The organism is Acinetobacter bereziniae, assembly GCF_016576965.1.
GTDB lineage: Bacteria > Pseudomonadota > Gammaproteobacteria > Pseudomonadales > Moraxellaceae > Acinetobacter > Acinetobacter bereziniae.
In genome coordinates this window covers 1,821,476-1,844,151 of sequence record NZ_CP066119.1, presented here as the reverse complement: position 1 = coordinate 1,844,151, position 22,676 = coordinate 1,821,476, and the positions used below count along the sequence as shown (strand labels likewise).

The window sequence follows — 22,676 nt, the reverse complement described above, 5'->3', positions numbered from 1 at the left end:
TCATCCCTGTACTATTTTTTAATGTTGTTTATCAAACTATAGATAACCGGGTGTAGGCTTCATGCCAAAACTGACCAATGCCGCATTTTGTAATGTGGCATCTCCCATAAAGGCATGCTGTGTCACCACATTGGTATCATTCACAAAACGGCTAAATGGATTGTGGGTATAGATTGCGGTCATACCTGCCAGCATTTGGATTTTACGTGTTACTTGTGCGCAGACTCTTGCTACATGGGTACATGACAATCGCATGTCACTAATTTGTTCCGCTGTTGGTGTACGGTCAGCAAGCACTTCATTCCAAACGATTTGCATGGTGTCATAGAACCAAACACGTGCTGCTTTAAACTCCGCTTCAGCCTGTGCAAATTCATATTGGGTCACCGGACGATTGGCAATTTCAGCCCCACCTGTAATTGAAGATTTACCCGGTGCCAACTTTTGAAACTCTTCAAGTGCTGCTGCCGCTACACCAATCCCGACCACAGTTAAAACCTGTGTTGCCAGTGACAGTGAGGGATATTTAAAAAATGGTTCGGATAACTTCGATGGTTCGCCACGAACAAAAGTCCATTCTTTTGCGACCAGAACATCTTTCACCACCAAATCATGACTACCTGTTCCTTTAAGTCCCACTGTATCCCAAGTCATTTCAATTTGTGCCTGTTGAGCAGGCATAACTGCCATACGTGGCAGACCTTGAGTTTCATTATTTTTTTGCGGTGAAATCCCGACTCCTACGATATCAGCTCCCATGCAGCCACTAGAAAATTTCCAACGCCCACTGACCACAACACCTTCTTCAGTAATTTCCGCAGGTTGTGGTGGGAAAATACCTCCTGCAAAAACGATATCGGGACTGTCTTGGTATAACTGCTCAAGCGTTGCTTCAGGTAAACTGCCTAAATATGCAGGGCTCATCCCAAAGCTTGCAACCCAACCTACTGAGCCATCCGCTTTAGACAATTGTTCAATCAATTCACAAAACTGTTTTGGTGCCCATTCATTGCCACCAAATCGTTTCGGAACCAAAGCACGATATACACCAATTTTTTTGAGTTTCTCGATAATGTCCTGACTAACATAAGCTTGATTGTCAAACTCACCTGTACAAGCACGCTCACGTATTTCCTGACATAAAGCGTCTAATTCTGCTGTTTTTGTGTCCATTACAAAATCCTTTGTCGCTAACTGATTCATTACCTGCTTCCTTGTAATTTATTGCCCTGCCTGAACGATGTATTTCGCAATTGCACAGAGATATTCATCTGCATTTTGTTTTGCCACGATTTGTAAACCGATCGGTAAACCTGACGCTGTTTCTAGGGGTATTGAAATCGCTGGATGTCCTGACAAATTAAAAGGACGAACCAAACTGGTTAAATTCAAAAACGCCACTGTATTTTCAGCTTCACTCACTTTGGGTGGAATCTGTGGCAAGGTTGGTAAAATCAAGGCATCGAATTGCGCCAGTAAAACATCAATTTCAGCCTTAAAATTGGCTTTGACTTGTTCTGCTTGTTGGACTTGATCTTTTGTTGTTTGTGCAGCTTTGAGTAATCGACTGTTGACATCTGCCCCAACCAGTCCTGTTTCGGTTAAAGCTGCATATGCCTGCCAGTTTTCATAATTGATAATCTGCATACCTGCTTCAAATGCTGGATCAAACCATTTTGATTTCACCTTAGTCAGTGTCAAATTAGCGTTGGCAAGATAATTCTGAATGGATTCAATCACTACAGCATCAGCACTGACATCAAGCCAAGCGAGTTTTGGTGCCTGCGCTAAGTCCGTTAAAGGGTGAAAGCTTGGATCAATAATCTGCATTGCGGTTTCAATCATGTTGACCGACATTGCAAATGGTCCAACACAGTCCAAAGAACTTACTGCTGGATGCACACCTTGACGACTGACTCGATCAAATGTTGGTTTTAAGCCATATACGCCGCAGCATGCAGCAGGCATACGGATTGAACCGCCTGTATCAGTACCTAATGTAAAATCAGCCAAACCTGCTGCTACGGCTGCCGCAGAACCACTTGAGGAACCACCGGGGATCAACTCAGGATATTTAGGATTAATTGCCGTACCAAAATGATGGTTAATGCCTGTAATGCCAAAGGCAAGTTCATGCAAATTGGTTTTCGCAGTAATTTGACAGTCGGCTGCCAAAATACGATCCACAACTTCTGCATTTTGAGTCGCAGCAGATGTATTCATTAACGCTTGGCTACCTGCCATCGTTTTCATACCTTGAATGTCGATGGAATCTTTCACCATCACTTTCAAAGCACCTGTGCCTTTTTGTACCTCTTGTACAACAATATTCATTCACTTTTCCATGTATTTTTATAGTTAATACAAATATCGGAAAAAGTAATGTAATTGTCAAGATATTTTTATTGATAAACAACAAAGAAAAATAAATTTAATTTTTGTATAATGGGAAATATCCATTTTTATAAAGTTATTACTTGGCTATGCTGACTCATTTAGAACAATTTCTACCTAACAATGAACCAAGCAGTTTACAAAGCTACCCTTTTTTCTGGATCTCGCAAGTTAACGGAAAATATACCCAGCTTATTGAAAAATCGATTAAAAAATTAGGTATAGATAACACGCGTCGTAAAATTATCTTGAGTACTAATGCTTTAGAACAAGCCAGTATTACAGAGATTGCCAATCTTTCTACGCTCAAATTAACCACGGCAACCAAAGCGATTTATCGTTTAGTTGAAGATGATATTGTGCAAGTTTTTTCATCAGAGGCTGACGAACGAATCTCAATGGTTAAACTGACTGATAAAGGTAAAGAACTGGTTGAACAAATTAATCAGATCAGTCAGGTGACCTTGTCTGGGATTTTAAATGCCTTTGAAGATGAAGAACTTCATCAGTTAAATGCTCAACTCAAAAAACTGTTTAATCTCATGCCTTCGAGTTAAATCTGATCATAAAAGCTCATCTCTATCGAGATGAGCTAAGCAGCAAAGTTTAAACGGCATCATTTTGTAAGATATTAAATTGTGGTTTTAACTGCTGGCTGGTGATTCGATCTGCAAATTGATGTAACACTTGCTGTTTGTAATCAGCAATATCAACCTGATCATAATTATAAAAGCCTTGTTTTTCACGTAAGCCATTGCGTTGTTGACGCATATTGTCAGCAATGATTTCAGGTGCTTGATAGCGATCTCCTAGCTCCCTCTGCAAATATTGTGATGCATAATACAAAATATCACCACCACCCCAATCAATGAATTCTAATAATCCCAAAACAGAAAAGCGCAAACCAAATCCTGTACGAATAGCAATATCAATATCTTCAGCAGTGGCTACGCCTTCTTCGACCATTCTTGCTGCCTCATTCATTGCCAATGCTTGAATCCGTGGCACGATATACCCAGCTTTAGCATTACATACAACAGGAACTTTGCCGATGTCATGCAAAAAGTGTTTTAAGTCAGCCACCACCTCATCTGAAGTTTCTTCAGAACGGCTTAATTCCACCAAGGGAATCAAATAAGCAGGATTCAACCAGTGTGCATTGATCACTCTCTCAGGATGAGAAATCATTTGCGCAATATCCGTGACCAAAAAGGTAGAGGTTGTCGAAGCAACAATACAATTGGCTAAAATATAGGGGTCTAGCCAAGCAAAAATTTCCTGTTTGAGTGGTTTTACTTCTGGAATAGCTTCAAGTAATAAATCACAATTCGATAAGATCTCGATTGATGTATCTCGGCTTAAAATACTAATTTGCTTATCTATAAATATATGCTGTTCAGCATTGATAAATTTTATTGTTTCAAGTAATTGAAGCTCTTTTTGCAAATCGCTCTGGATTTGATTGTGATAATCTTGGAATTCTATTTCACTTCGTTGCCTAGCATCAATTAACGCGACCTTAAGCCCTGCGTAGGCAAAAGCAATCGCCATTGCTTTGCCCATTCGACCCGCACCCAATATTGCAATCTTTGAAATTTTCCTCATTTTAAACTCCTTGCAATAAGATCGCTTGCAGTTCAGCTTTACTGTGATGGGCTAGACCTAAATTTTCAAAGGTCCGACCTTCCAGATATAAATCTTTTCCAGTAATTGCAGAGGCAATATTCAGCAAACCCTCTGCCACAGGTGTTGCGACACCCGCCCAACGTCCCACCGAAACTAAAAAGGATAATCCTAAACGCGTGTCTTCCAACATATAACGATGTGACTGTAGATCAATATCTTCTCGCCAATCTCCACTATCAGTTAATTTGCCATGCGCACCTCGACCATACATCCATTCATCTCCCTCATCGGCTTTGTTATAGTGATCCGCCAAAGGGAAATGAGGTGCAGCATAACCTAGTGCCTCACGTACTTGCATTCGCTCAACATCGAGCTGATTGGTCACACGGCGAGTTGAAGGTTGCGTACCTTCATTGTGAATATCCCAAGCTTCAAAATGCTCTAGCGGACCAGCATTCATGAGGATCAAAGGAGGATGAATAATTGGACCAGCATTCATCAATGCTCCGCTTAAACTATCTTCAATCGGCTCCACACTTGGATAAGCCTGCTTAAGCTGCTGAAAAGCATGTTCTGACAATGCGCTGGGAAACACACCCGTCGGCAATCTTGTAGCATAACCACTAATTACAATTTGATTGACTCCATGTTTGCGCACTAAATACGGTAAAGTCCCTGTTTCTGCAAAAGCCACTTCGGCATGGTTATCAGCATCTCGCATGGCTTTGGCGAAAATAAAACTACCAAATGTTGCCGGAGGTAAAAACACCACTTGCCCTGCTTTAAAAAATTTTGCCGCTTGTTGGGCTAAATCTTCATGTGTGGTCGCTGGCAAAGGAATAATGATCAATTCGGCATGTTGGATCGCCGCTTGCAAATCATCAGTCAAGTTGATCTGACTCTGTTCAAATCCCACTGTTAGGCTTCGATCTCCTTGATAATCCTTAACCTTCAATTGCCCTGTCATGGCGAATTGTTTTAAGGCTGCTGAATCACGACGCCATAACACCACGTCATGTCCTTTTTCTGCCATTTCTGCTGCAGCTGCATAGCATCCATGCCCACCGCCGAGTACTGTAATTTTCATGATCTCTCCTGATGATTCATTTTCAATTGATCATAGGTGAGCCATAATCATCTGGCTTATCCAAATGCGCATGGCTTATTCAATTCGCGCAGGCATTTTTTAGTTGAGCTGAGTATTCATTTTTAAGGTCTGAGAAGGCAAACATCCATAGCGCTTTTTATAAATTGTCGAAAAATGTCCAAAACTTTGGATACCGTAACGCAATAAAATATCAGTTACCGTTTCATTGATTTGTGTCGCTTGTAAAGCCTGATGCACATGCTTCAATCGTTGCTCACGGATATATTCCACTGGCGTTTGCTGTAAATATTGCCCAAAGCCTTTTTGCAATGTACGGATCGACACATCACAGTGTTGACTCAAGTTTGACAATGAAATCGGTTGTTGTAATTGATCTTGAATATACTGTTGGGCTTTTTTCAGATACCGTGGTAAAAGCTGATGACCTTGTATACGCAACTGCTCGCTATAGTTGTTTGGAATTTTGAGTAAAATCAATTCAATCAGATACTGGCTAAAGCTACTCGAAATAAATTGCCAGTTGTGAATATGATAATAAGCATGACACAGATAATTGAGCGTTTCGATCACAGCATCTATGCGCTCATTCGTACAAGACGGCGAAGTATCAAACTGAAGTGGTTTATGAGCAGAATGTCCCAACATCTTACATAACTGTGCTTCTACATCGTGCTGTGACAATTTTAGAATAATATTGCGACAATCTTGGTTGGTGATAATCTGTTGCCGTGTATAAGGATGTGTGACGGACATGATTCCAGCGGATTGCAGCACATGTTGATTTGCTAGACTGACTTTGCATTGTCCTTCAAGCGTAAGTCGAAATAAATAAAAGTTAGATCGCTCATCAATCGTAATCATCACAGGCGCACTATATTTCAAATCGTAGAGCGCATTATTTCCAAAACTAAAACCATTTAATCGTGTATTCAATGGTTCTCTTAAAGCAACATCAAAATGATGCGGACATAAGTAATGGCTAATTTGTTCTTTGATGGTCTGATAGTCATCAGACTTCAATAATAAAAATTCATCCAGATAATGAAGGTGATTCAGTTTGACAGATATTTCCATCATTACACTCCCTTGTTATGGATTGATCAAATCAACAGCAACGCCCATCACTAAAGAATGGGCGCGGATTGGTCATCAAACATGACTAAATCATGAAGCATGTTCCCTTTGCATACTGTCACTAAATGCCTGACAGCCTTTTTTCAATAAAATAAATGCCAATATGCATGAAATTGTTCCCACAATACTCAATGAAGTTCCGACCATCAGTGGGTTTTCAAAAACTTTATCGCTAATTAATGCCACCAGAGTCGTACCTATTCCAACGGCAACCAGATTACTGATGAGTAAAAAGATGGCAGAAATTTGAGCACGGAGTTGGTTTGGTGCCAGCATTTGCATCGCTGTGGTTGAAATTGGCATCGGAAAAGATGCAAAAAACATGGCAGGTACAAGGAAAACAACTGAGAGCCATAATTGATCGACGTGGGTAAATATCATCATCGGTAAAATTAAACCGACAATTCCAATAACACCAGTAATCATGGGTGCATCTTTACGACCTTTTTGAATAAACCAGTCATTTAACCAGCCTGCACAGAATACCCCTAAAATATTTGCCACCAATAAAACACTTCCAAGCATATAGCCAGCTTCTGTTGGGGTCAGTCCAAATTTACGCATATAAAATGCAGGTGACCAACTGATTAAGCAGTACAACGCCATCGCATAAAATGTAAAACCTAAATAATGACATTTAAATGTTTGTGCATGTTTTTTGATGAATTTGAAAGCATCACCCATGCTGGTTTTTTCCACTTCGCCTTGTGCATTTAAACGTTGTCCCTTACGTTTTGGTTCTTTGACGGTGAGTAGAACCAATAATCCAATAAATACCCCTGGTAAACCGACAATAATAAATGCCGCCTGCCATGCTTTTAGTGCTCCAAATACAGGAATCAGAATCGTATCCATATTTTTGAGCAAACCAATCACGTACCCACCGACCAGAAAGGCAATACCACCTCCGACAAAAGAACCGATGGAATAAACTGCTACCGCTCGTCCCAATTTATCCTTACTAAACATATCACTAAACATCGAATAGGCTGCTGGGGATAAGGCCGCCTCACCTACACCTACGCCCATACGACTTAAAAACAGTTGAATAAAGTTTTTACTGAGCCCACAAAATGCTGTTGCAATACTCCAAAAGACCACACCGATTGCAATAATTTTTGGTCGTGAAAATCGGTCTGCCAAATAGGCCAAAGGTAAGCCCATAAAAGCATAAAACAATGAAAATGCTAAACCATGTAATAAGCTAAACTGAGTATCTGATAGACCAAGATCGGCTTTAATCGGTTCAATCATCAGTGCCAATATCTGTCGATCAATAAATGAAAATATATATGCCAACATACACAGTAAAACGACATACCATGCATATATATTGGATTGAGCCCTTGTTGGCTCAGTTGTATGAGTATCCATCTTTCTTCCTTGTCCATGCCATTTTTCTAATGGGTCTACTTATTGAAAAATCTTGCGACCAGAACACATCTCCTTTTCCAGTCAATTTTCAATAAGGTAAATCATCCTGCCATATAATTATTATTTTTACATGGAATTTTCCATAATAGTTCAGGTATAAAGTTATACCTTTTTTGCTATTTTGGCTATTCCCGATTTTCCTCAGTATGATAAATAATTAAAAAATAATTTATAAACATATGATATATTTGGTTTTATGATATTTTATTGCTTAAATAATTTTCTGACCAAAATATATTTTTTAAATTTATATTGAATTTTACATTTATTTTTGCAATAAAATAAAAAGAGAGAAAAGCTTTCAACGGAAATGGATATGGCACTTTTAAAAGAACACGCAATCGAAAGTATACATACAATGCATGTATTGATCGAAAAGATTTTTACTGGACAACATTCAGAACAAGATCTTCCCCTTCTGATTGATTATTTTGCGGATCATTTTGAAATGGTCGGTGCGGCAGGAAAACGAATTAAACTCCAAGAAGTCAAAGGGCTGTTTGCAAATAATCAAGGAAAGATGCCCGATCTTCAAATTGAAATTTATGATGAGCAAATTCTGACACAGAGCTCAGATACCATCGTACTTAGCTATACTGAGAAACACACCAAATCTTCGGGTGTACTGATTCGCCGTTCATGTGCACTGATTGAGGAAATTGAAGGAAAAATGCGCTGGAGTTATTTACAAGAAACATTCTTATCTTAAACATAACCATCATCAATAAATCATGCCCTGTATCTAATTGATCTGCTAAATGTATATGGGGCATACTCTATTTTGTGATATTCCTCTTTTACTGCCATTTAAAGTTGTTGCGGCTTAAAATGTATTTGTCTTTTTATCCCTTAAAAAAACAATCTTCGATGCATTCAACCCTCCATAAAAATAAATTTATTTCCTCTCATGGTAAAACCCTCTCTTTATTTAGTTTTTTTCTCAATACTTCCGATCTCAACGACAACTGATCATTAAAAAATCACATCATTTTAATGTCTATATTGCATATGAAATTTTAAATTGTTCATAAAATCAAGCAATAACACACCCATCAAAACAATCTAACATTTTTAAAATGTACTCAAATCTGATTCTCTCATCTCGGCAGTATAAGAAAAAAATCGTTTTTAATTTTCTGTTGACATCATCAAGATTAAATTATATACATTAATAACGATACGAATCGTATCATTATAGATAGAATGATAAACGGGATGTTTAAAAATGATCGGACTAATTGGAATAGTCATATCCTTAATGTTGCTGATGTATTTAGCCTATAAAGGATTTAGCGTTATTGTACTTGCTCCACTACTCGCTTTATTTGCAGTGGCTTGGAGTGGATTAAGTAATGAGTTGCTTGGTTTTTACTCGCAAGTGTTCATGACAGGTTTAGGCGGTTATATCATCAAATATTTTCCACTGTTTTTATTGGGTGCAGTATTTGGAAAATTAATGGATGACTCTGGTTCAGCCCAAACCATTGCCAACTTTTTTGTTGATAAATTAGGACATCGTCGTGCAATGTTATCTATTGTGCTGTCCTGCGCTATTTTGACCTATGGCGGTGTTTCGCTTTTTGTAGTTGGTTTTGCTGTATTTCCAATTGCCTCAGCACTGTTTAAAGAACTTGGTATCCCGAAACGCTTGATTCCAGCAGCGATAATGCTAGGTGCGCTCACCTTTACCATGACTGCTCTGCCTGGCACTCCTGCGATTCAGAATGCGATTCCAATGCCTTTCTTTAATACCGATCTATATGCCGCACCGGGTCTGGGCACTTTAGCGTCAATTTTTATTTTGCTGACAGGCATGTGGTGGTTAAACAAGCGTCTTGCACAAGCAGACCTCAATAAAGAAGGCTATGGCAACCATGTTGAAATGCATGTTGAAACAAAGTTGGTGAAATCAAACCCAAGTCTGATCATTGCATTTGCCCCAATTTTAATTGTGATTATCACCAACTTAGTGCTGACTAAATTGATTTTACCTTCGCTGGACACTGCCTATTTAGCAACAGATAAGTTTGGTAATACTTCATTGAATTCAGTGATTGGATTATGGGCAATTATCTGTGCCTTAGTCTTGGCGTGTGTGAGTATTATTGTTCTCAACTGGAAAGCCATTGTGGATATTAAAGATTCCATTCAACAAGGTGTTTCCTCTTCCTTTTTACCCATATTCAATACTGCCTCGGAAGTTGGCTATGGTTCGGTCATCGCATCATTGGCTGGTTTTATTATCTTACGGGACTTTTTGGTCGGCATAGCACCGAACAATCCGCTGATCTCGGAAGCCATTGTGATCAACGTATTGGCAGGTATCACAGGTTCGGCATCTGGGGGATTAAGTATTGCACTCAATACCATGGGTGAAACCTATAAAAACCTTGCGATTGAGCACGGTATTTCTCAAGAACTTATGCACCGTGTCGCTTCTATGGCTTCTGGGGCACTTGATTCTCTGCCTCATAATGGCGCTGTAATTACCATTATTACCTTATGTGGCTTGACGCACAAACAATCTTATTACGACATGTTTGTGGTTGCGGTCATTATTCCACTGATTGCGCTATGTGGCGTAATCACACTGGGAACATTATTCGGTTCATTTTAAAAACACATCATCCATTACGAAAGGAATTAAAGATGTCTCATTCAGTTAACCTTCCAAGGATTATGGAAGTTGGAAAAAATGCCAGAGCGAAGCTCCCGGCGATTCTTGAAAGTTTAGGTGCAAAAAAGCCACTGATCATTACCGATAAAATGATGGTTACGTTGGGTTATATTCAACAGATTCAAAACATTCTTGAGACAGCAGGAATTGAGAGTGACTATTTTGATGAAACGATTCCTGAACCGACTTCAGGTTCAATCGAAGCTGGCGTTCATCATGTGCAAACTCATCAATACGATGCGATTATTGCAATCGGTGGTGGTAGCCCAATTGACAGTGCAAAAGCGATCAGTATTTTGAGCAAACATGGTGGAAAAATTTCGGATTATAAATTTCCTCGTCAAGTCAATGAAATGGGACTTCCAATTATTGCCATTCCCACAACAGCAGGAACAGGTTCGGAATGTACCCGTTTTACCATCATTACCAACGATCTCACCAGTGAAAAAATGCTCTGTGCAGGTTTAGGATTTCTCCCTGTTGCCGCCATCATTGACTATGAACTCACCATGTCCTTACCTGCTCGTACCACGGCAGATACTGGTATTGATGCATTAACGCATGCGATTGAAGCCTATGTCAGTAAGAAAGCCGGACCATATAGTGATGCTCAAGCAATTGCAGCGATGAAACTCATCGGACCAAACTTGCAAGTTGTTTATCATCAGCCTGATCACGAACAAGCTCGTGAAAAAATGATGCTGGGCTCTACTTTTGCAGGCATTGCCTTTTCCAATGCTTCAGTCGCTTTAGTGCATGGAATGAGTCGTCCAATTGGTGCATTTTTCCATGTTCCACATGGCTTATCCAATGCCATGTTGCTGCCGATGATCACTGAATTTTCAATACAAGCTGCACCTGAACGCTATGCAGAATGCGCTAAAGCAATGGGCTGCGCACATCTTGATGATTCAAATGACGTGGCAAATCAAAAACTAATTAATACTTTAATCGAAATCAATCGCGATCTCAAAGTGCCGACTTTGGCGGAGTTTGGTGTAGACAAACAATATTTCGATGAGGTAGTGCAAACCATGGCAGAGCAAGCGCTGGCATCTGGTTCACCATCCAACAACCCTATTGTTCCTACAGTTGAACAAATGGTCTCGCTCTACCAAAAACTTTGGTCATGACTGAACACCCTTTTACTATTTTTTATCACAATGAGGATATCCCAACATGGAATTAATCGGACATTTTATTAACGGTGCTTTAAATAATGAACACAGCAGAACTCAAGCTGTTTTCAATCCATCACTCGGTACGCAAACAAAAGAAGTGGCATTAGCGACCAAAGCTACAGTTGAAGAGGCTATTGCTGCTGCTGAAGCTGCATTTCCTGAATGGCGTAACACCCCTGTGATCAAACGTGCTCGTGTCATGTTCAAATTCAAAGAGTTGCTTGAACAAAATGCTGAAAAAATTTGCCAATTGATTGGTGAAGAGCACGGAAAAATAGTACACGATGCAGCAGGAGAATTACAGCGCGGTATTGAAAATGTCGAGTATGCCTGTAGCGCACCAGAGTTTTTAAAAGGTGAATTTAGTAAAAATGTAGGACCTTCAATTGATTCATGGAGCGAATTTCAACCTTTAGGTGTGGTTGCAGGGATTACGCCTTTTAACTTTCCTGTGATGGTGCCTTTGTGGATGTTCCCGATGGCGATTGTCTGCGGAAATACCTTTGTCTTAAAACCGTCTGAACGTGACCCATCTTCGACCTTATATATTGCACAATTACTCAAAGAAGCTGGACTACCTGATGGTGTACTCAATGTGGTCAATGGTGACAAAGAAGCAGTGGATACTTTACTGCATGATACACGTATCCAAGCTGTGAGTTTTGTGGGCTCAACACCAATTGCAGAATATATTTATAAAACCGCAACAGCGGCAGGTAAACGTTGCCAAGCATTGGGCGGCGCCAAAAACCATGCCATCGTTATGCCAGATGCAGATATTGATAATGTCGTAAACTCATTACTTGGTGCGGCTTTTGGTTCATCAGGTGAACGCTGTATGGCATTATCTGTAGCGGTTGCTGTAGGAGATGAGATTGCAGATCAAATGATTTCAAAGCTCTCTAATGAAATCGGTACATTGAAATATGGTCCATACTCCGACAAAAACAATGACTTTGGTCCCGTCATTACTGCACAACATAAAGCAAAGGTTGAGGGTTATATCAGTAGCGCAGAACAGCAAGGTGCAAAAATTGTTGTTGATGGTCGAAATGCAGCACCAGTTGGCTATGAAAATGGTTTTTATGTTGGTGCAACATTAATCGACCAAGTTCAGCCCAATATGACCAGTTATAAAGAAGAGATCTTTGGTCCAGTACTGCAAGTCATTCGTGTAAAAACCATGCAAGAAGCCATGAATCTGATTGATGATCATGAGTATGGCAACGGAACGTGTATCTATACTCGTGATGGTGAAGCTGCCCGCTATTTTAGTGATCACATCAAAGTCGGTATGGTGGGTATTAATATTCCGCTTCCAGTTCCTGTGGCTTATCATAGTTTTGGCGGATGGAAACGTTCATTATTTGGTGATTTAAATGCATATGGTCCAGATGGTGCTCGCTTCTACACACGTAGAAAAACCATTACTCAACGTTGGCCAAGCACCAATGTCCGTGAAGGCGCACAGTTTGCTATGCCGACATTAAATTAATCCTATTAACTGATGTTACGCACTTGATTTAAATTAAGTAGGTGAAAAAGAAAAAGCTAAATTTACACGACGGAGTCTTACATCCAAAGTTTAAATTTATGGAATAGCCTTCGGCTCGAGGTACTTTTGTTTTGTCAAAAGTACCCAAAACCATTGTCATCCGCAGAACTCGTTCACTATCGTCAAAATATTCAAAGTTTCGCAGAAACTTTACTTATTAGAAGGAGTCCTGCCTCAAGCAATTGCGGATGACGTTTTCGCGTATCCATATTCTTCTAGCTCCAAAATTTAATTTTAGAGTTACTGCGTAACATCAGCTATTAACTTTGTTTTAACAAAAGCAGGCTTTATCGCCTGCTTTTTTATGCAACTTCAATTAATTTATTTAAATCTTGCGCCGCTTGACGTAGTAAAGGTTCAAACTGCAACAGATCTTCAAGCGATTTTCGGATGGTTGGTGCATGTACATATAAGCAGGCAATAATCGTATCACCACGCTGAATCGGTACTGAACATGCCACCATACCCGAAATAAATTCCTCATTGTCTGTTCCAATTTTATTTAAATAAATCTGGTCTAAATTTTCTTCAAGTAATACTGGGTCAGTAATGGTATTTCGAGTGAGTTGCGTAATCGGTAAATGCTCTAAAATACTTTTTCTACGTTGACTGGGTTGAAAACTTAAAAAAAGTTTTCCACTTGAACTACACCATAAAGGAACAGTTGAACCGACAGGTAAATACACCTGCAATGGCCAGTTGGCTTGTACTCGGTCGGTATATAACATTTGATTATTATTTAGGATGGCAATGCCACAAGTCTCATTAATTTGGTCTGAGAGTTTTTGTAATATCGCCAATCGTTCCATTTTTCGCGGCTCTTGCTCCCAAGAACTTAGCAGCAATTTATAGGTTCGATCACCCAAGATATATCCACCATACATATCCGTTTTAACGAATTTTTCTTGTTCCAGTGTCTGTAGTAAGCGATGAATACTGGGTTTTGGTATATCCAGTTCAACGGAAAGATCGAGGGGTGTTGGTGGATGTTTTGCTGTTGATATGGCTTCAATAATGTCTAAAACGCGTGTAATTGATGAACCTTTTTTATTCATTCTGATGTTCCCAACAATTCAATCTGGTCAGTCTATGTTCTGCACTTTGTTTATCATAACAGATTGTATCTGATAAATAATAATTGAGGTTTTATCAATAATTCCAAAGATAGACATCAACCGCCTTATAGACGACTTATATTTAATATTTGGGGCTGTACTTGATAAGGTTTTTCTGAAAGTAAACCCTGAAAGGTCATACATAATCATTTCAAACAAGATGGATTCTAATGAGGATTCAGTAACTTACATGAATCCACCTCAAAAGCATTATTCAAGATCAATGCGTATTGGCATTCAACAATAATGAAAGTGAAAAGATTTTAGTTTGAATCCGTTCCCTCCCTACAAGCATCATTTGATTGACGAAACAACTTGCTTTTATTGCGTCATCATCATCGTTCATTTTTTAATTTTGACGACACCATATGAAGACATCATCGTTAAATTACAATTTAGTCATTTTTAAGAAATTTTAAACATAGAAATAAAAGTGTCATGATCCGTGGCTAGACTCAAATTGAACAAAAAAAAGCCATTATTATTATTCAAAGGGTGTTTGATCTATGTTCTTTCTAAAAACAACCAAGAGGAAAAAACTTCTCGCATTCAGCTTGTTAGCAATCCTCGGCGGTACAACCATTACAGCTTGCTCGGACAATGACAAAGATAATCCGCAAGTGGTTACACCAGTAAAACCAACGACGAAGAATGTCATTTTCTTCTTGGGTGATGGGATGGGCATCACCACCTTAACCGCTGCACGCATCTATTCAGTGGGAGAAGATGGCGATTTAACCATTGATCGCTTACCAGAATCAGCTTTTGTACGGACCTTTTCTGAAGATGGTCAAGTCACAGACAGCGCTCCATCTATGGCTGCATATATGACTGGCGTGAAAATGAAAAACGAAGTTATTTCTATGCAAACAGGAACTGTTGCGACACCACCCAATAGCAATGGAACAAGTAACTGCGACAGTGCTGCCGACAATAAAGATAAAAAACCAGCAGAAACCCTACTTGAACTTGCCAAGTCAAAAGGAATGGGAACAGGCATTGTTACCACAACACGTGTTACTCATGCTACGCCTGCAACCACATATGCTCATGTTTGTCACCGTGATGCAGAAAACGATATTGCAGCACAACTGGTTCCAGGGGGCAAAGGCACAGGTTATGCAGCATATAACACTAAGCTCAAAGATGGTGTCGATGTCATTTTGGGTGGTGGTTTAAGACAATTTAAACCTACCTCTGCGGGTGGAAAACGTGCCGATGGTCGTGATCTTATTCAGGAAATGCAAAAGCAAGGTTATAACTTTGTTGCAAATGGAACTGATTTTGCAAAAGTCGATCCAAGCAAAACTCAAAAACTTTTAGGCTTATTTAATTCTAGTCATCTCAATTATGACCTTGATCGATTGAATAAAAAAATTGATGAACCGAGTCTTGCCGACCTTACCAGCAAAGCGATTGATGTACTACAAGCTAAAAATAAAAGCTTTTTCTTGATGGTAGAAGGTGGACGTATTGACCATGCACTCCATGACACCAATGCAAAACGAGGGCTTCAAGACACTGTGGCATTTGACAATGCAATTAAAACTGCAATTGAAAAAATGAAAAAAACAGACCCTGAACTCAAAAATACATTGATCGTCGTCACTGCTGACCATGACCATACAATGGTTCTGAATGGCTATGCAAAGCGTACAGGGAAATATGTTAAAGGTGGAGAAACCAGTGTTCTTGGACTGGTTAAAAACTATAACGGTGAAGGTGTAGCAAAAGATATTAACGGAAATCCGTATGCCATTATCGGATTTGGTACAGGTAAAAAACGCCTTGATTTTGATCGTAAAGAACCACGTGGTGCGCTCGTCGACAACGATATTTGTAATCCAGTCAAAGGACCTGTTGGAAATTATAAAGACAGTCTCGGTACAGACATCAGTACTGTTGGTTGGTGTACAGGGGTTGCCTCAGATGACTTTCAACAAGAAGCCGTCGTTCAAACAGGTTTTGCTGATGACGAAACACATGGAGGAACAGATGTATTTTTAGGTGCAATAGGAGCTGGATCTGAAAACTTTTACGGCAGCCTTGAAAATACTGAAGTGTTTCAACGTATTCGAAAAGCCATTGGTCTATAAACAAGGAATATAACCATGTCAAAAAATATAAAACGAGACAAAATCAACCTTGGGGCGTCCATCATTGCTGCCACATTATTACTGAGTAGTATGTCTGTTCAAGCAGCGGGTGAAGCCAAAAATGTGATTTTCTTTCTAGGTGATGGTATGGGACCAACCGTGGTCACTGCCAGTCGAATATATGCTTATGGTGAATCAGGTAAACTCACCATGGATACATTTAGCCGTGCTGTGCGTATCAAAACCTTTTCTGAAGATGGACAAACGACGGATAGCGCACCTTCAATGGCAGCCTACATGACAGGACAGAAAACCCGTAATGAAGTGATTGGGATGAGTCCTGGTACAGTAGCCGTTGAACCAGCAGCAGGTAAAGCACCTGATGGGACAAGCGTTCGGAATGCTGTAAATCGTTGTCCAGAACCTGGTTCAAGCACTGCGGCAGGTACAGCTGCAATGACAATTCTTGAATTGGAAAAGCCAAAGGCAAAAAAGTTGGGGCAATCACCACAACTGAACTGACCCATGCAACCCCTGCTGCAACTTTTGCACATGTATGTAATCGAAATGCCCAATTTGAAATTGCCCGTCAAATTATTCCTGGTGGGGCTGGCTACAACAGCAAACTACTTGATGGTGTGGATGTATTGATGGGCGGTGGTCGTAATCACTTTACCCCATACAGCCCTAGCAATAGCAGAGGGCGTATTGATGGACGTAATTTATTAAGTGAACTGTCGGCAAAAGGTTATACCGTTGGTGCAAACAAAGCCGAAATGCAATCTGCGCCACTCAACAAAAAATATATTGGTCTTTATACGGCAACCTCTCACCTTGCCTATGATCTGGATCGCTTGAATGGTAAGGCACCAGATCAACCTAGTCTTGCAGAAATGACCGTAAAATCACTTGAGATGCTACAGGCACAAAGTGGCGACAAGGGTTATTTTTTGATGGTCGAAGGCGGTCGTATTGACCATGCCCTGCATGGCACTAATGCCAAACGTTCACTACAAGACACTATCGCCTTTGATAATGCGATCAAAGCCGCTTTAGACAAAGTGAAACAAACTGATCCTGATCTCAAAAACACCTTAATCGTGGTCACAGCAGACCATGACCATACCCTAACCTTTAATGGCTACAACGCCCGTACAGGAAAAACTACAACGACTAATCCGGGGATTTTAGGCTTAAGTTATTTATATGCTGTTGCCAACACAGCTGCCGCACCAAATCGCATTTTGGCGGATGGAAAACCACATGCTCCTGCCCTTGATGTAAATGGCAATAATGGATCAGTACTGGTATTTGGTAATGGTGGTGGTCCTCGTCCGACTTCTCGTGTCAACATTTCTGAACAAGATGCTGCTTCTGATGATTATCTACAAGAAGTTGGGATTCGCATGGGTGCATCTGGTTCTGAAACCCATGGTGGTGGTGATGTCATGCTATATGCAGAGGGTGCAGGTTCATCGATATTTAAAGGAACACGTGATAACACTTGGGTCTTTAGCAAATTAAAAGAAGCTTTTGGGTTCTAAATTTTGATCTATTTAAAACCTCAGCGAGGTGTATCTAGCTGAGGTTTTCTTGCTTATACAGGGTTATTTATGCGTTTCATTATCACTGTTTTACTTATCTTCTTCATCCATACTGTTCAAGCCGCACCAGTGCTTAAAGCGACCATTAGCCGAGAGTCTCAAGTGATTGGCAATGATGGTGTTACCCACACTTCAGTATTTCAAGAACACATGTATCGTGATCAAAATAATGTTTGGCTTGAGCGAGTGCTTCCAAAACATCATCAACATTCAACCAATGCTAAAAATAAACCCAGCCATAAACACCTAGATTTATCTGAAACGGCACAACATTATTTTCTCGACAATAAAAAATCAACACGACTCAATTTGGTTTTGCCTGAGGATAAAACTGTCATTCATTTACAAACTGTAGATATTGAAATGCTGGGTTTGACCAACTGCTGGACTTGTGTCTTTTCCATTTTTGATTCCCGATCAGTGAAAAAAATGAAAATCACTCAACAAGGTAATGGCTATACATGGTATGAGAGCCAAAATGCAAAAAATAAGATTAAAGTAAAATGGGACAATAAAAATAATTTAGCGCTGATCATCGATATTCGCAGCTTAAATGGGCAAAGTTACAGCTTGACCAAAACCCACATCCAACAAGTGAATATTACGCCACCATGGACTCAATATGGAAAATTCATCTCGAAAGAATATGCAGATTTTGGGGATTGATTTTGGCTAAAGCATAGATTCAATAAACTTAACGAGATAAATAGCTTAGCTCGAATTATTCTCAAACCTACAAAACTGTACACACTATCCTTACTTTAAAAATTTAAATTTACCGCAAGCAATGCCAATAGCGCTGGGATTGCTTGTATATAGATAATTTTTTTACTGGCAGTCAGTCCACCATAAATACCTGCTACCAATACACAAGCGAGAAAGAAATTCGCCAACGCAGTTGCATAGATTTCAGGTGCACATAAAGACCAAAATAAACCAGCAGCGAGAAAACCATTATACAGACCTTGATTTTGCGCCATCACTTTGGTCAGTTGTGCTTTCTCTAAAGTATTGCCAAATGCTTTTAACCCATAAGCTTTATCCCATAAAAACATTTCTAACACGAGAATATACACATGCAACAGTGCAATTAAACCGACTAAAATTTGTCCAACCATTTTTTTTCCTTATTTTTAAATATGGTAATAGATCAGCACTACTGCCGATCTATGTCAGATACGATTATGGCTTTAACAGTACTTTACCTTGACGCGCGCCTTGAGTGGCTTTCGCCGCAGCTTGTTTAATTTGATCAAAACTAAATATGCCTTCAACTGGGAGTACCAATTTTTTCTGAGCGGCAAGCGTCAATAGTTCAACAATCAAAGCTTTTTTACGTTCTTTAGACAACTGCTTATTCACTACACTTGCCCAAAAACCTTTCACTACGGCTTGTTTAAAAATCAAATCACCCGAAGAGATCTGTATCAGCTCCCCAGTCATGCTTCCGAAAGAAACCAAGACACTATTTTCACTGAGTAGAGCCAACATTTCACCACTGGCTTTACCACCAATTGAATCTACCCCAGCCATCAAAGGCTGATCTGCATGGATTGCTTTGACTTGTTGTTTCCAATCTGCCTGATCTGTAGCAACAACGTTTTCAATACCTAAGGCATTCATTTCTGCAATAGCTTCACTACGGCGAACCAAGTGAATGACTTTTTGACCACGAGCCTGTGCAATCATGGCTACTGTTTTGCCCACAGCACCATTGGCAGTATTTTGAATCAACCAATGATCTTTTTGAAGATCTATAAAATCTAGCAGCATCAATGCGCTGATTGGCATACCAATCAATTGAGCCGCTGTTTCATCGTCAATTGTATCTACTAATGGAACCACACCATGTGCGGGTGCAATAAAATACTCTGCCCAACTGCCATGCACAGCTGCAACAGCAACACGTTGTCCCAGCGATACTTGCTCTACACCCTCCCCCAAAGCATCAATGACGCCGACCCCTTCACTTCCTCCAATTGCTGGAAGTGTAGGCTTGTAGCCATAATTACCTCTTACCGTCCATACATCATGATTATGGATGGGTGATAAAATCATTTTAATACGAACTTCACCTGCTTTCGGTTCAGGTTTAGGCATTTCCGCTGACTCTAATACATCAACTGGTTCGCCAAAATTACGATGGATAATACTTTGCATTTGTTCAATCCTTTAATGGTTTTAGTAATTGCTGTGTTGTTTCCAATGCAAGATAAAGCGGTTGTTTATCTTGTGCGAGTCTTGCCAATAAGGCTGCACCCAACCAGAGCTGATACATGGTTTGTGCCATTTTTTCAGGTTCAATATCTATTGGAATTGAACCATCTTGTTGCCCTTCACGAAGTAAATTCGTAATACGTTGTGTCAGCTTACTTATGCCAAAATTTAAAATTTGACGCATATCTTCAGATAAATCTGAGACCTCAGCTGCAAGTTTTACAATTAAACAGTTTTCAGCCCAACCACCATCATCATGGCTTGGGTCATCAATCCATGCTTGCCAAAGTGCCACTAAACGCGCATATGCATTGCCCTGTTCTATCTGCATAAGCTCATCTATTTTGACTTTATAATTAGCGAGATATTGCTTTAAAAGATCGCATCCAAATGCCTCTTTGGAGGCAAAATAATGATAAAACGATCCTTTCGGAACGTCACAAGTCTTTAAAATTTCCTGTAAGCCCACTCCAACAAAACCCTTATGTAACACTAATTTATAACTAGTGTTGAGAATATGTTGTCGAGTTGCTTCACTTTTATCTGATCTTTTCATGACTACACTATAACCAGTAATAGACCAGTCGTCTAGTTGATTTATTTGTGGTGTAGTATTGCTATTTTTAATCGGTACAAATAGTTAATTCATAACTAATTACATGATATTTATTTAATTTTTAGTTTTAAACTGACAAATTCACTTTCCTCCTCTGCTGGTCAGTATTACTTCTATACATTTTTAGACTGTTTTTTAAACATTAAATTTATTACATAATGACAGCATTTTTTATACACTTTATTCATGATTAGCCAACACATAAACTCAACAAAAAACCTAAAATTATAATCAATTGATATTTATTAATTTTCTAAGCATTCAGTGATCTGGATGTGTTTATGAACGATGTTTTAATCGTACCTCTCCATATTTTATCTTTTGATTATGTTTTTTAGTGAAAACTGTAAAACAGAGTCATAAATCAGGATTAAGCATATATGTATAAAAGAAAAATCAAACCCCTTGAAATCGATGATGTCGAAATTATTGATTATGATAAGACAAAAAAAGCCATTAAAGCAGCAGCTTTGGGAAATGCGATTGAATGGTTTGATTTTGGTGTTTATGGATATGTGGCTTATGTATTAGGTAAGGTTTTTTTTCCTTATTCCTCACCCAGCATACAAATGATCGCTGCTTTAGCGACCTTTTCAATTCCCTTTATATTTCGCCCTTTAGGCGGATTGTTCTTTGGTTTTTTAGGAGATAAATATGGTCGTCAAAAAATTCTGGCAATTACCATTATTATCATGTCGGTCAGTACTTTTGGTATTGGATTGATTCCATCATATGAGAGTATTGGAATTTGGGCACCAATCTTATTACTGATAGTAAAAATTGCACAAGGCTTTTCAGTCGGCGGAGAATATGCAGGTGCAGCAATCTTTGTTGCCGAATATTCACCTGACCGAAAACGTGGCTTTATGGGCAGTTGGCTTGATTTTGGGTCTATTTTAGGTTTTGTCATTGGGGCTGGTGTAGTCTCAATGATCAGTTTTGCCGTAGGTGAAGCAGCCTTTGTCGATTGGGGCTGGCGAATTCCCTTCTTCTTAGCACTTCCTTTAGGATTGATTGGCTTATATCTACGTCACTCCTTAGATGAAACACCGACCTTTCAAGCACATTCCGAAGCGCAATCACAGCTCAAGAAACCACAAAAAGTCGGTTTTAAACAAATTTTACGAGATCACCAACGTAGTTTATTGGTCTGTGTGGGACTAGTGCTGTGTACCAACGTCACTTACTACATGCTTTTGACCTATTTACCGAGTTATTTTTCACACAACTTAGGCTATTCTGAAAATCATGGTGTTCTGATTATTATCGCAGTCATGGTTGGGATGCTGTTTGTACAACCCTTTGTTGGTATGCTCAGTGATAAAATAGGTCGTCGCCCCTTTGTTTTCGCAGGCAGTATTGCACTGATTGTCTTGTCATACCCTGCCTTCTTATTGCTTGCAACCAACAACGTTTATTTGATCTTCTTGGGTTTATTGATGTTGGCACTTTCATTGAATATGCTGATTGGTATCATGGCTTCAACCCTGCCTGCACTTTTCCCGACAGAGATTCGTTATAGCGCACTTGCAATTGCTTTTAATATTTCGGTGGTCATTGCCGGTTTAACGCCAACGATTACGGCGACCTTGGTGGAAACTACACAGAATATTATGATCCCAGCTTATTATCTTGTGGTTTGCGGTTGTTTTGGTGTGATTACTGCAATTTATCTTAAAGAAACTGCAAACTTACCACTAAAAGGTGCAAAACCAATGGCAGTGGATATAGAAGAGGCTGAAGAACTGTTAGAACAGTATCATGACAATATTGAGCAAAAAATCGAAAAAATTGATGAAAAAATCGAGGAGTTACAAGAAAAGCGTGATCATCTTGCAAAACAACATCCTGATATAGATTAGTTTAGGAATTAATTTGTAACGCAAAACACTTTCGTAGAGTGGCACATAAGATACTCA

Annotated in this window: 18 protein-coding genes and 1 pseudogene; 9 read left to right on the top strand and 10 right to left on the bottom strand. The window is 39.5% G+C overall.

What is annotated here, in order from left to right; translation table 11 throughout:
* Nucleotides 1–36: 36 nt before the first annotated feature.
* Together I9192_RS08570 and I9192_RS08565 are read right to left on the bottom strand one after the other, a co-directional pair.
* Nucleotides 37–1,203, bottom strand: a complete 1,167-nt coding sequence (locus I9192_RS08570) for an acyl-CoA dehydrogenase family protein (protein ID WP_200150338.1) — start codon at nucleotides 1,201–1,203, stop codon at nucleotides 37–39.
* A gap of 18 nt (nucleotides 1,204–1,221) precedes the next feature.
* A complete protein-coding gene (locus tag I9192_RS08565; RefSeq protein ID WP_200150337.1) occupies nucleotides 1,222–2,334 on the bottom strand; it encodes an amidase in 1,113 nt (370 codons plus the stop codon).
* Between the two features lie 149 nt (nucleotides 2,335–2,483).
* On the opposite strand from I9192_RS08565, the gene I9192_RS08560 reads away from it, so the two are divergent.
* Nucleotides 2,484–2,951, top strand: coding sequence for a MarR family winged helix-turn-helix transcriptional regulator (locus tag I9192_RS08560; RefSeq protein WP_004831289.1), 468 nt, complete (start codon nucleotides 2,484–2,486; stop codon nucleotides 2,949–2,951).
* 49 nt (nucleotides 2,952–3,000) lie between these two features.
* Here I9192_RS08560 and I9192_RS08555 read toward each other — a convergent pair whose 3' ends face one another.
* The 4 genes from I9192_RS08555 to I9192_RS08540 all read right to left on the bottom strand — a co-directional run bounded on the left by I9192_RS08555 (nucleotide 3,001) and on the right by I9192_RS08540 (nucleotide 7,636).
* Nucleotides 3,001–3,999 (bottom strand): 3-hydroxybutyryl-CoA dehydrogenase, encoded by a 999-nt coding sequence (locus I9192_RS08555; protein ID WP_200150336.1) that lies wholly within the window; start codon nucleotides 3,997–3,999, stop codon nucleotides 3,001–3,003.
* A 1-nt stretch (nucleotide 4,000) separates the two neighbouring features.
* On the bottom strand, nucleotides 4,001–5,107 hold the full coding sequence (locus I9192_RS08550) for an NAD/NADP-dependent octopine/nopaline dehydrogenase family protein (RefSeq protein WP_200150335.1): 1,107 nt from the start codon (nucleotides 5,105–5,107) through the stop codon (nucleotides 4,001–4,003).
* A 99-nt stretch (nucleotides 5,108–5,206) separates the two neighbouring features.
* A complete protein-coding gene (locus I9192_RS08545; RefSeq protein WP_009584619.1) occupies nucleotides 5,207–6,202 on the bottom strand; it encodes an AraC family transcriptional regulator in 996 nt (331 codons plus the stop codon).
* Between the two features lie 90 nt (nucleotides 6,203–6,292).
* Complete coding sequence (locus tag I9192_RS08540; protein ID WP_058970689.1) at nucleotides 6,293–7,636, bottom strand: spinster family MFS transporter; 1,344 nt, start codon at nucleotides 7,634–7,636, stop codon at nucleotides 6,293–6,295.
* Nucleotides 7,637–8,012: 376 nt separating this feature from the next.
* On the opposite strand from I9192_RS08540, the gene I9192_RS08535 reads away from it, so the two are divergent.
* The 4 genes from I9192_RS08535 to I9192_RS08520 all read left to right on the top strand — a co-directional run bounded on the left by I9192_RS08535 (nucleotide 8,013) and on the right by I9192_RS08520 (nucleotide 13,049).
* The gene (locus tag I9192_RS08535; RefSeq protein WP_005029804.1) at nucleotides 8,013–8,405 is read left to right on the top strand and encodes a hypothetical protein; all 393 of its coding nucleotides are present in this window, start codon (nucleotides 8,013–8,015) and stop codon (nucleotides 8,403–8,405) included.
* 516 nt (nucleotides 8,406–8,921) lie between these two features.
* On the top strand, nucleotides 8,922–10,313 hold the full coding sequence (locus tag I9192_RS08530; RefSeq protein ID WP_004831296.1) for a GntP family permease: 1,392 nt from the start codon (nucleotides 8,922–8,924) through the stop codon (nucleotides 10,311–10,313).
* A 32-nt stretch (nucleotides 10,314–10,345) separates the two neighbouring features.
* Nucleotides 10,346–11,506, top strand: a complete 1,161-nt coding sequence (locus I9192_RS08525; protein WP_199958083.1) for an iron-containing alcohol dehydrogenase — start codon at nucleotides 10,346–10,348, stop codon at nucleotides 11,504–11,506.
* A gap of 46 nt (nucleotides 11,507–11,552) precedes the next feature.
* Nucleotides 11,553–13,049 carry a CoA-acylating methylmalonate-semialdehyde dehydrogenase gene (locus tag I9192_RS08520; protein ID WP_005029809.1) on the top strand — a complete coding sequence of 499 codons (1,497 nt, stop codon included), beginning with the start codon at nucleotides 11,553–11,555 and terminating at the stop codon, nucleotides 13,047–13,049.
* A gap of 362 nt (nucleotides 13,050–13,411) precedes the next feature.
* Here the strand turns inward: I9192_RS08520 and I9192_RS08515 are convergent, their stop codons facing one another.
* A complete protein-coding gene (locus I9192_RS08515) occupies nucleotides 13,412–14,164 on the bottom strand; it encodes an IclR family transcriptional regulator (protein WP_004831299.1) in 753 nt (250 codons plus the stop codon).
* A gap of 566 nt (nucleotides 14,165–14,730) precedes the next feature.
* Here I9192_RS08515 and I9192_RS08510 point away from each other — a divergent pair.
* From I9192_RS08510 to I9192_RS08500, 3 genes and pseudogenes are all read left to right on the top strand, one after another.
* Nucleotides 14,731–16,320: an alkaline phosphatase gene (locus tag I9192_RS08510; RefSeq protein WP_005029812.1), complete on the top strand. Its 1,590-nt coding sequence runs from the start codon at nucleotides 14,731–14,733 to the stop codon at nucleotides 16,318–16,320.
* 15 nt (nucleotides 16,321–16,335) lie between these two features.
* Nucleotides 16,336–17,864 (top strand): annotated as a pseudogene (locus I9192_RS08505) (alkaline phosphatase).
* A 69-nt stretch (nucleotides 17,865–17,933) separates the two neighbouring features.
* Nucleotides 17,934–18,590: a hypothetical protein gene (locus tag I9192_RS08500; protein WP_005029817.1), complete on the top strand. Its 657-nt coding sequence runs from the start codon at nucleotides 17,934–17,936 to the stop codon at nucleotides 18,588–18,590.
* A 95-nt stretch (nucleotides 18,591–18,685) separates the two neighbouring features.
* On the opposite strand, the gene I9192_RS08495 is transcribed toward I9192_RS08500, so the two are convergent.
* The 3 genes from I9192_RS08495 to I9192_RS08485 all read right to left on the bottom strand — a co-directional run bounded on the left by I9192_RS08495 (nucleotide 18,686) and on the right by I9192_RS08485 (nucleotide 20,697).
* Nucleotides 18,686–19,042 carry a DUF1304 domain-containing protein gene (locus I9192_RS08495; RefSeq protein ID WP_004831305.1) on the bottom strand — a complete coding sequence of 119 codons (357 nt, stop codon included), beginning with the start codon at nucleotides 19,040–19,042 and terminating at the stop codon, nucleotides 18,686–18,688.
* 64 nt (nucleotides 19,043–19,106) lie between these two features.
* The gene (locus tag I9192_RS08490; protein ID WP_005029818.1) at nucleotides 19,107–20,084 is read right to left on the bottom strand and encodes a zinc-binding dehydrogenase; all 978 of its coding nucleotides are present in this window, start codon (nucleotides 20,082–20,084) and stop codon (nucleotides 19,107–19,109) included.
* A gap of 4 nt (nucleotides 20,085–20,088) precedes the next feature.
* Nucleotides 20,089–20,697 carry a TetR/AcrR family transcriptional regulator gene (locus I9192_RS08485; protein WP_005029820.1) on the bottom strand — a complete coding sequence of 203 codons (609 nt, stop codon included), beginning with the start codon at nucleotides 20,695–20,697 and terminating at the stop codon, nucleotides 20,089–20,091.
* 440 nt (nucleotides 20,698–21,137) lie between these two features.
* Between I9192_RS08485 and proP the strand changes: the two genes are divergently transcribed.
* Nucleotides 21,138–22,619 (top strand): glycine betaine/L-proline transporter ProP, encoded by a 1,482-nt coding sequence (proP, locus tag I9192_RS08480; RefSeq protein WP_005029822.1) that lies wholly within the window; start codon nucleotides 21,138–21,140, stop codon nucleotides 22,617–22,619.
* The last annotated feature ends 57 nt before the right edge of the window (nucleotides 22,620–22,676 follow it).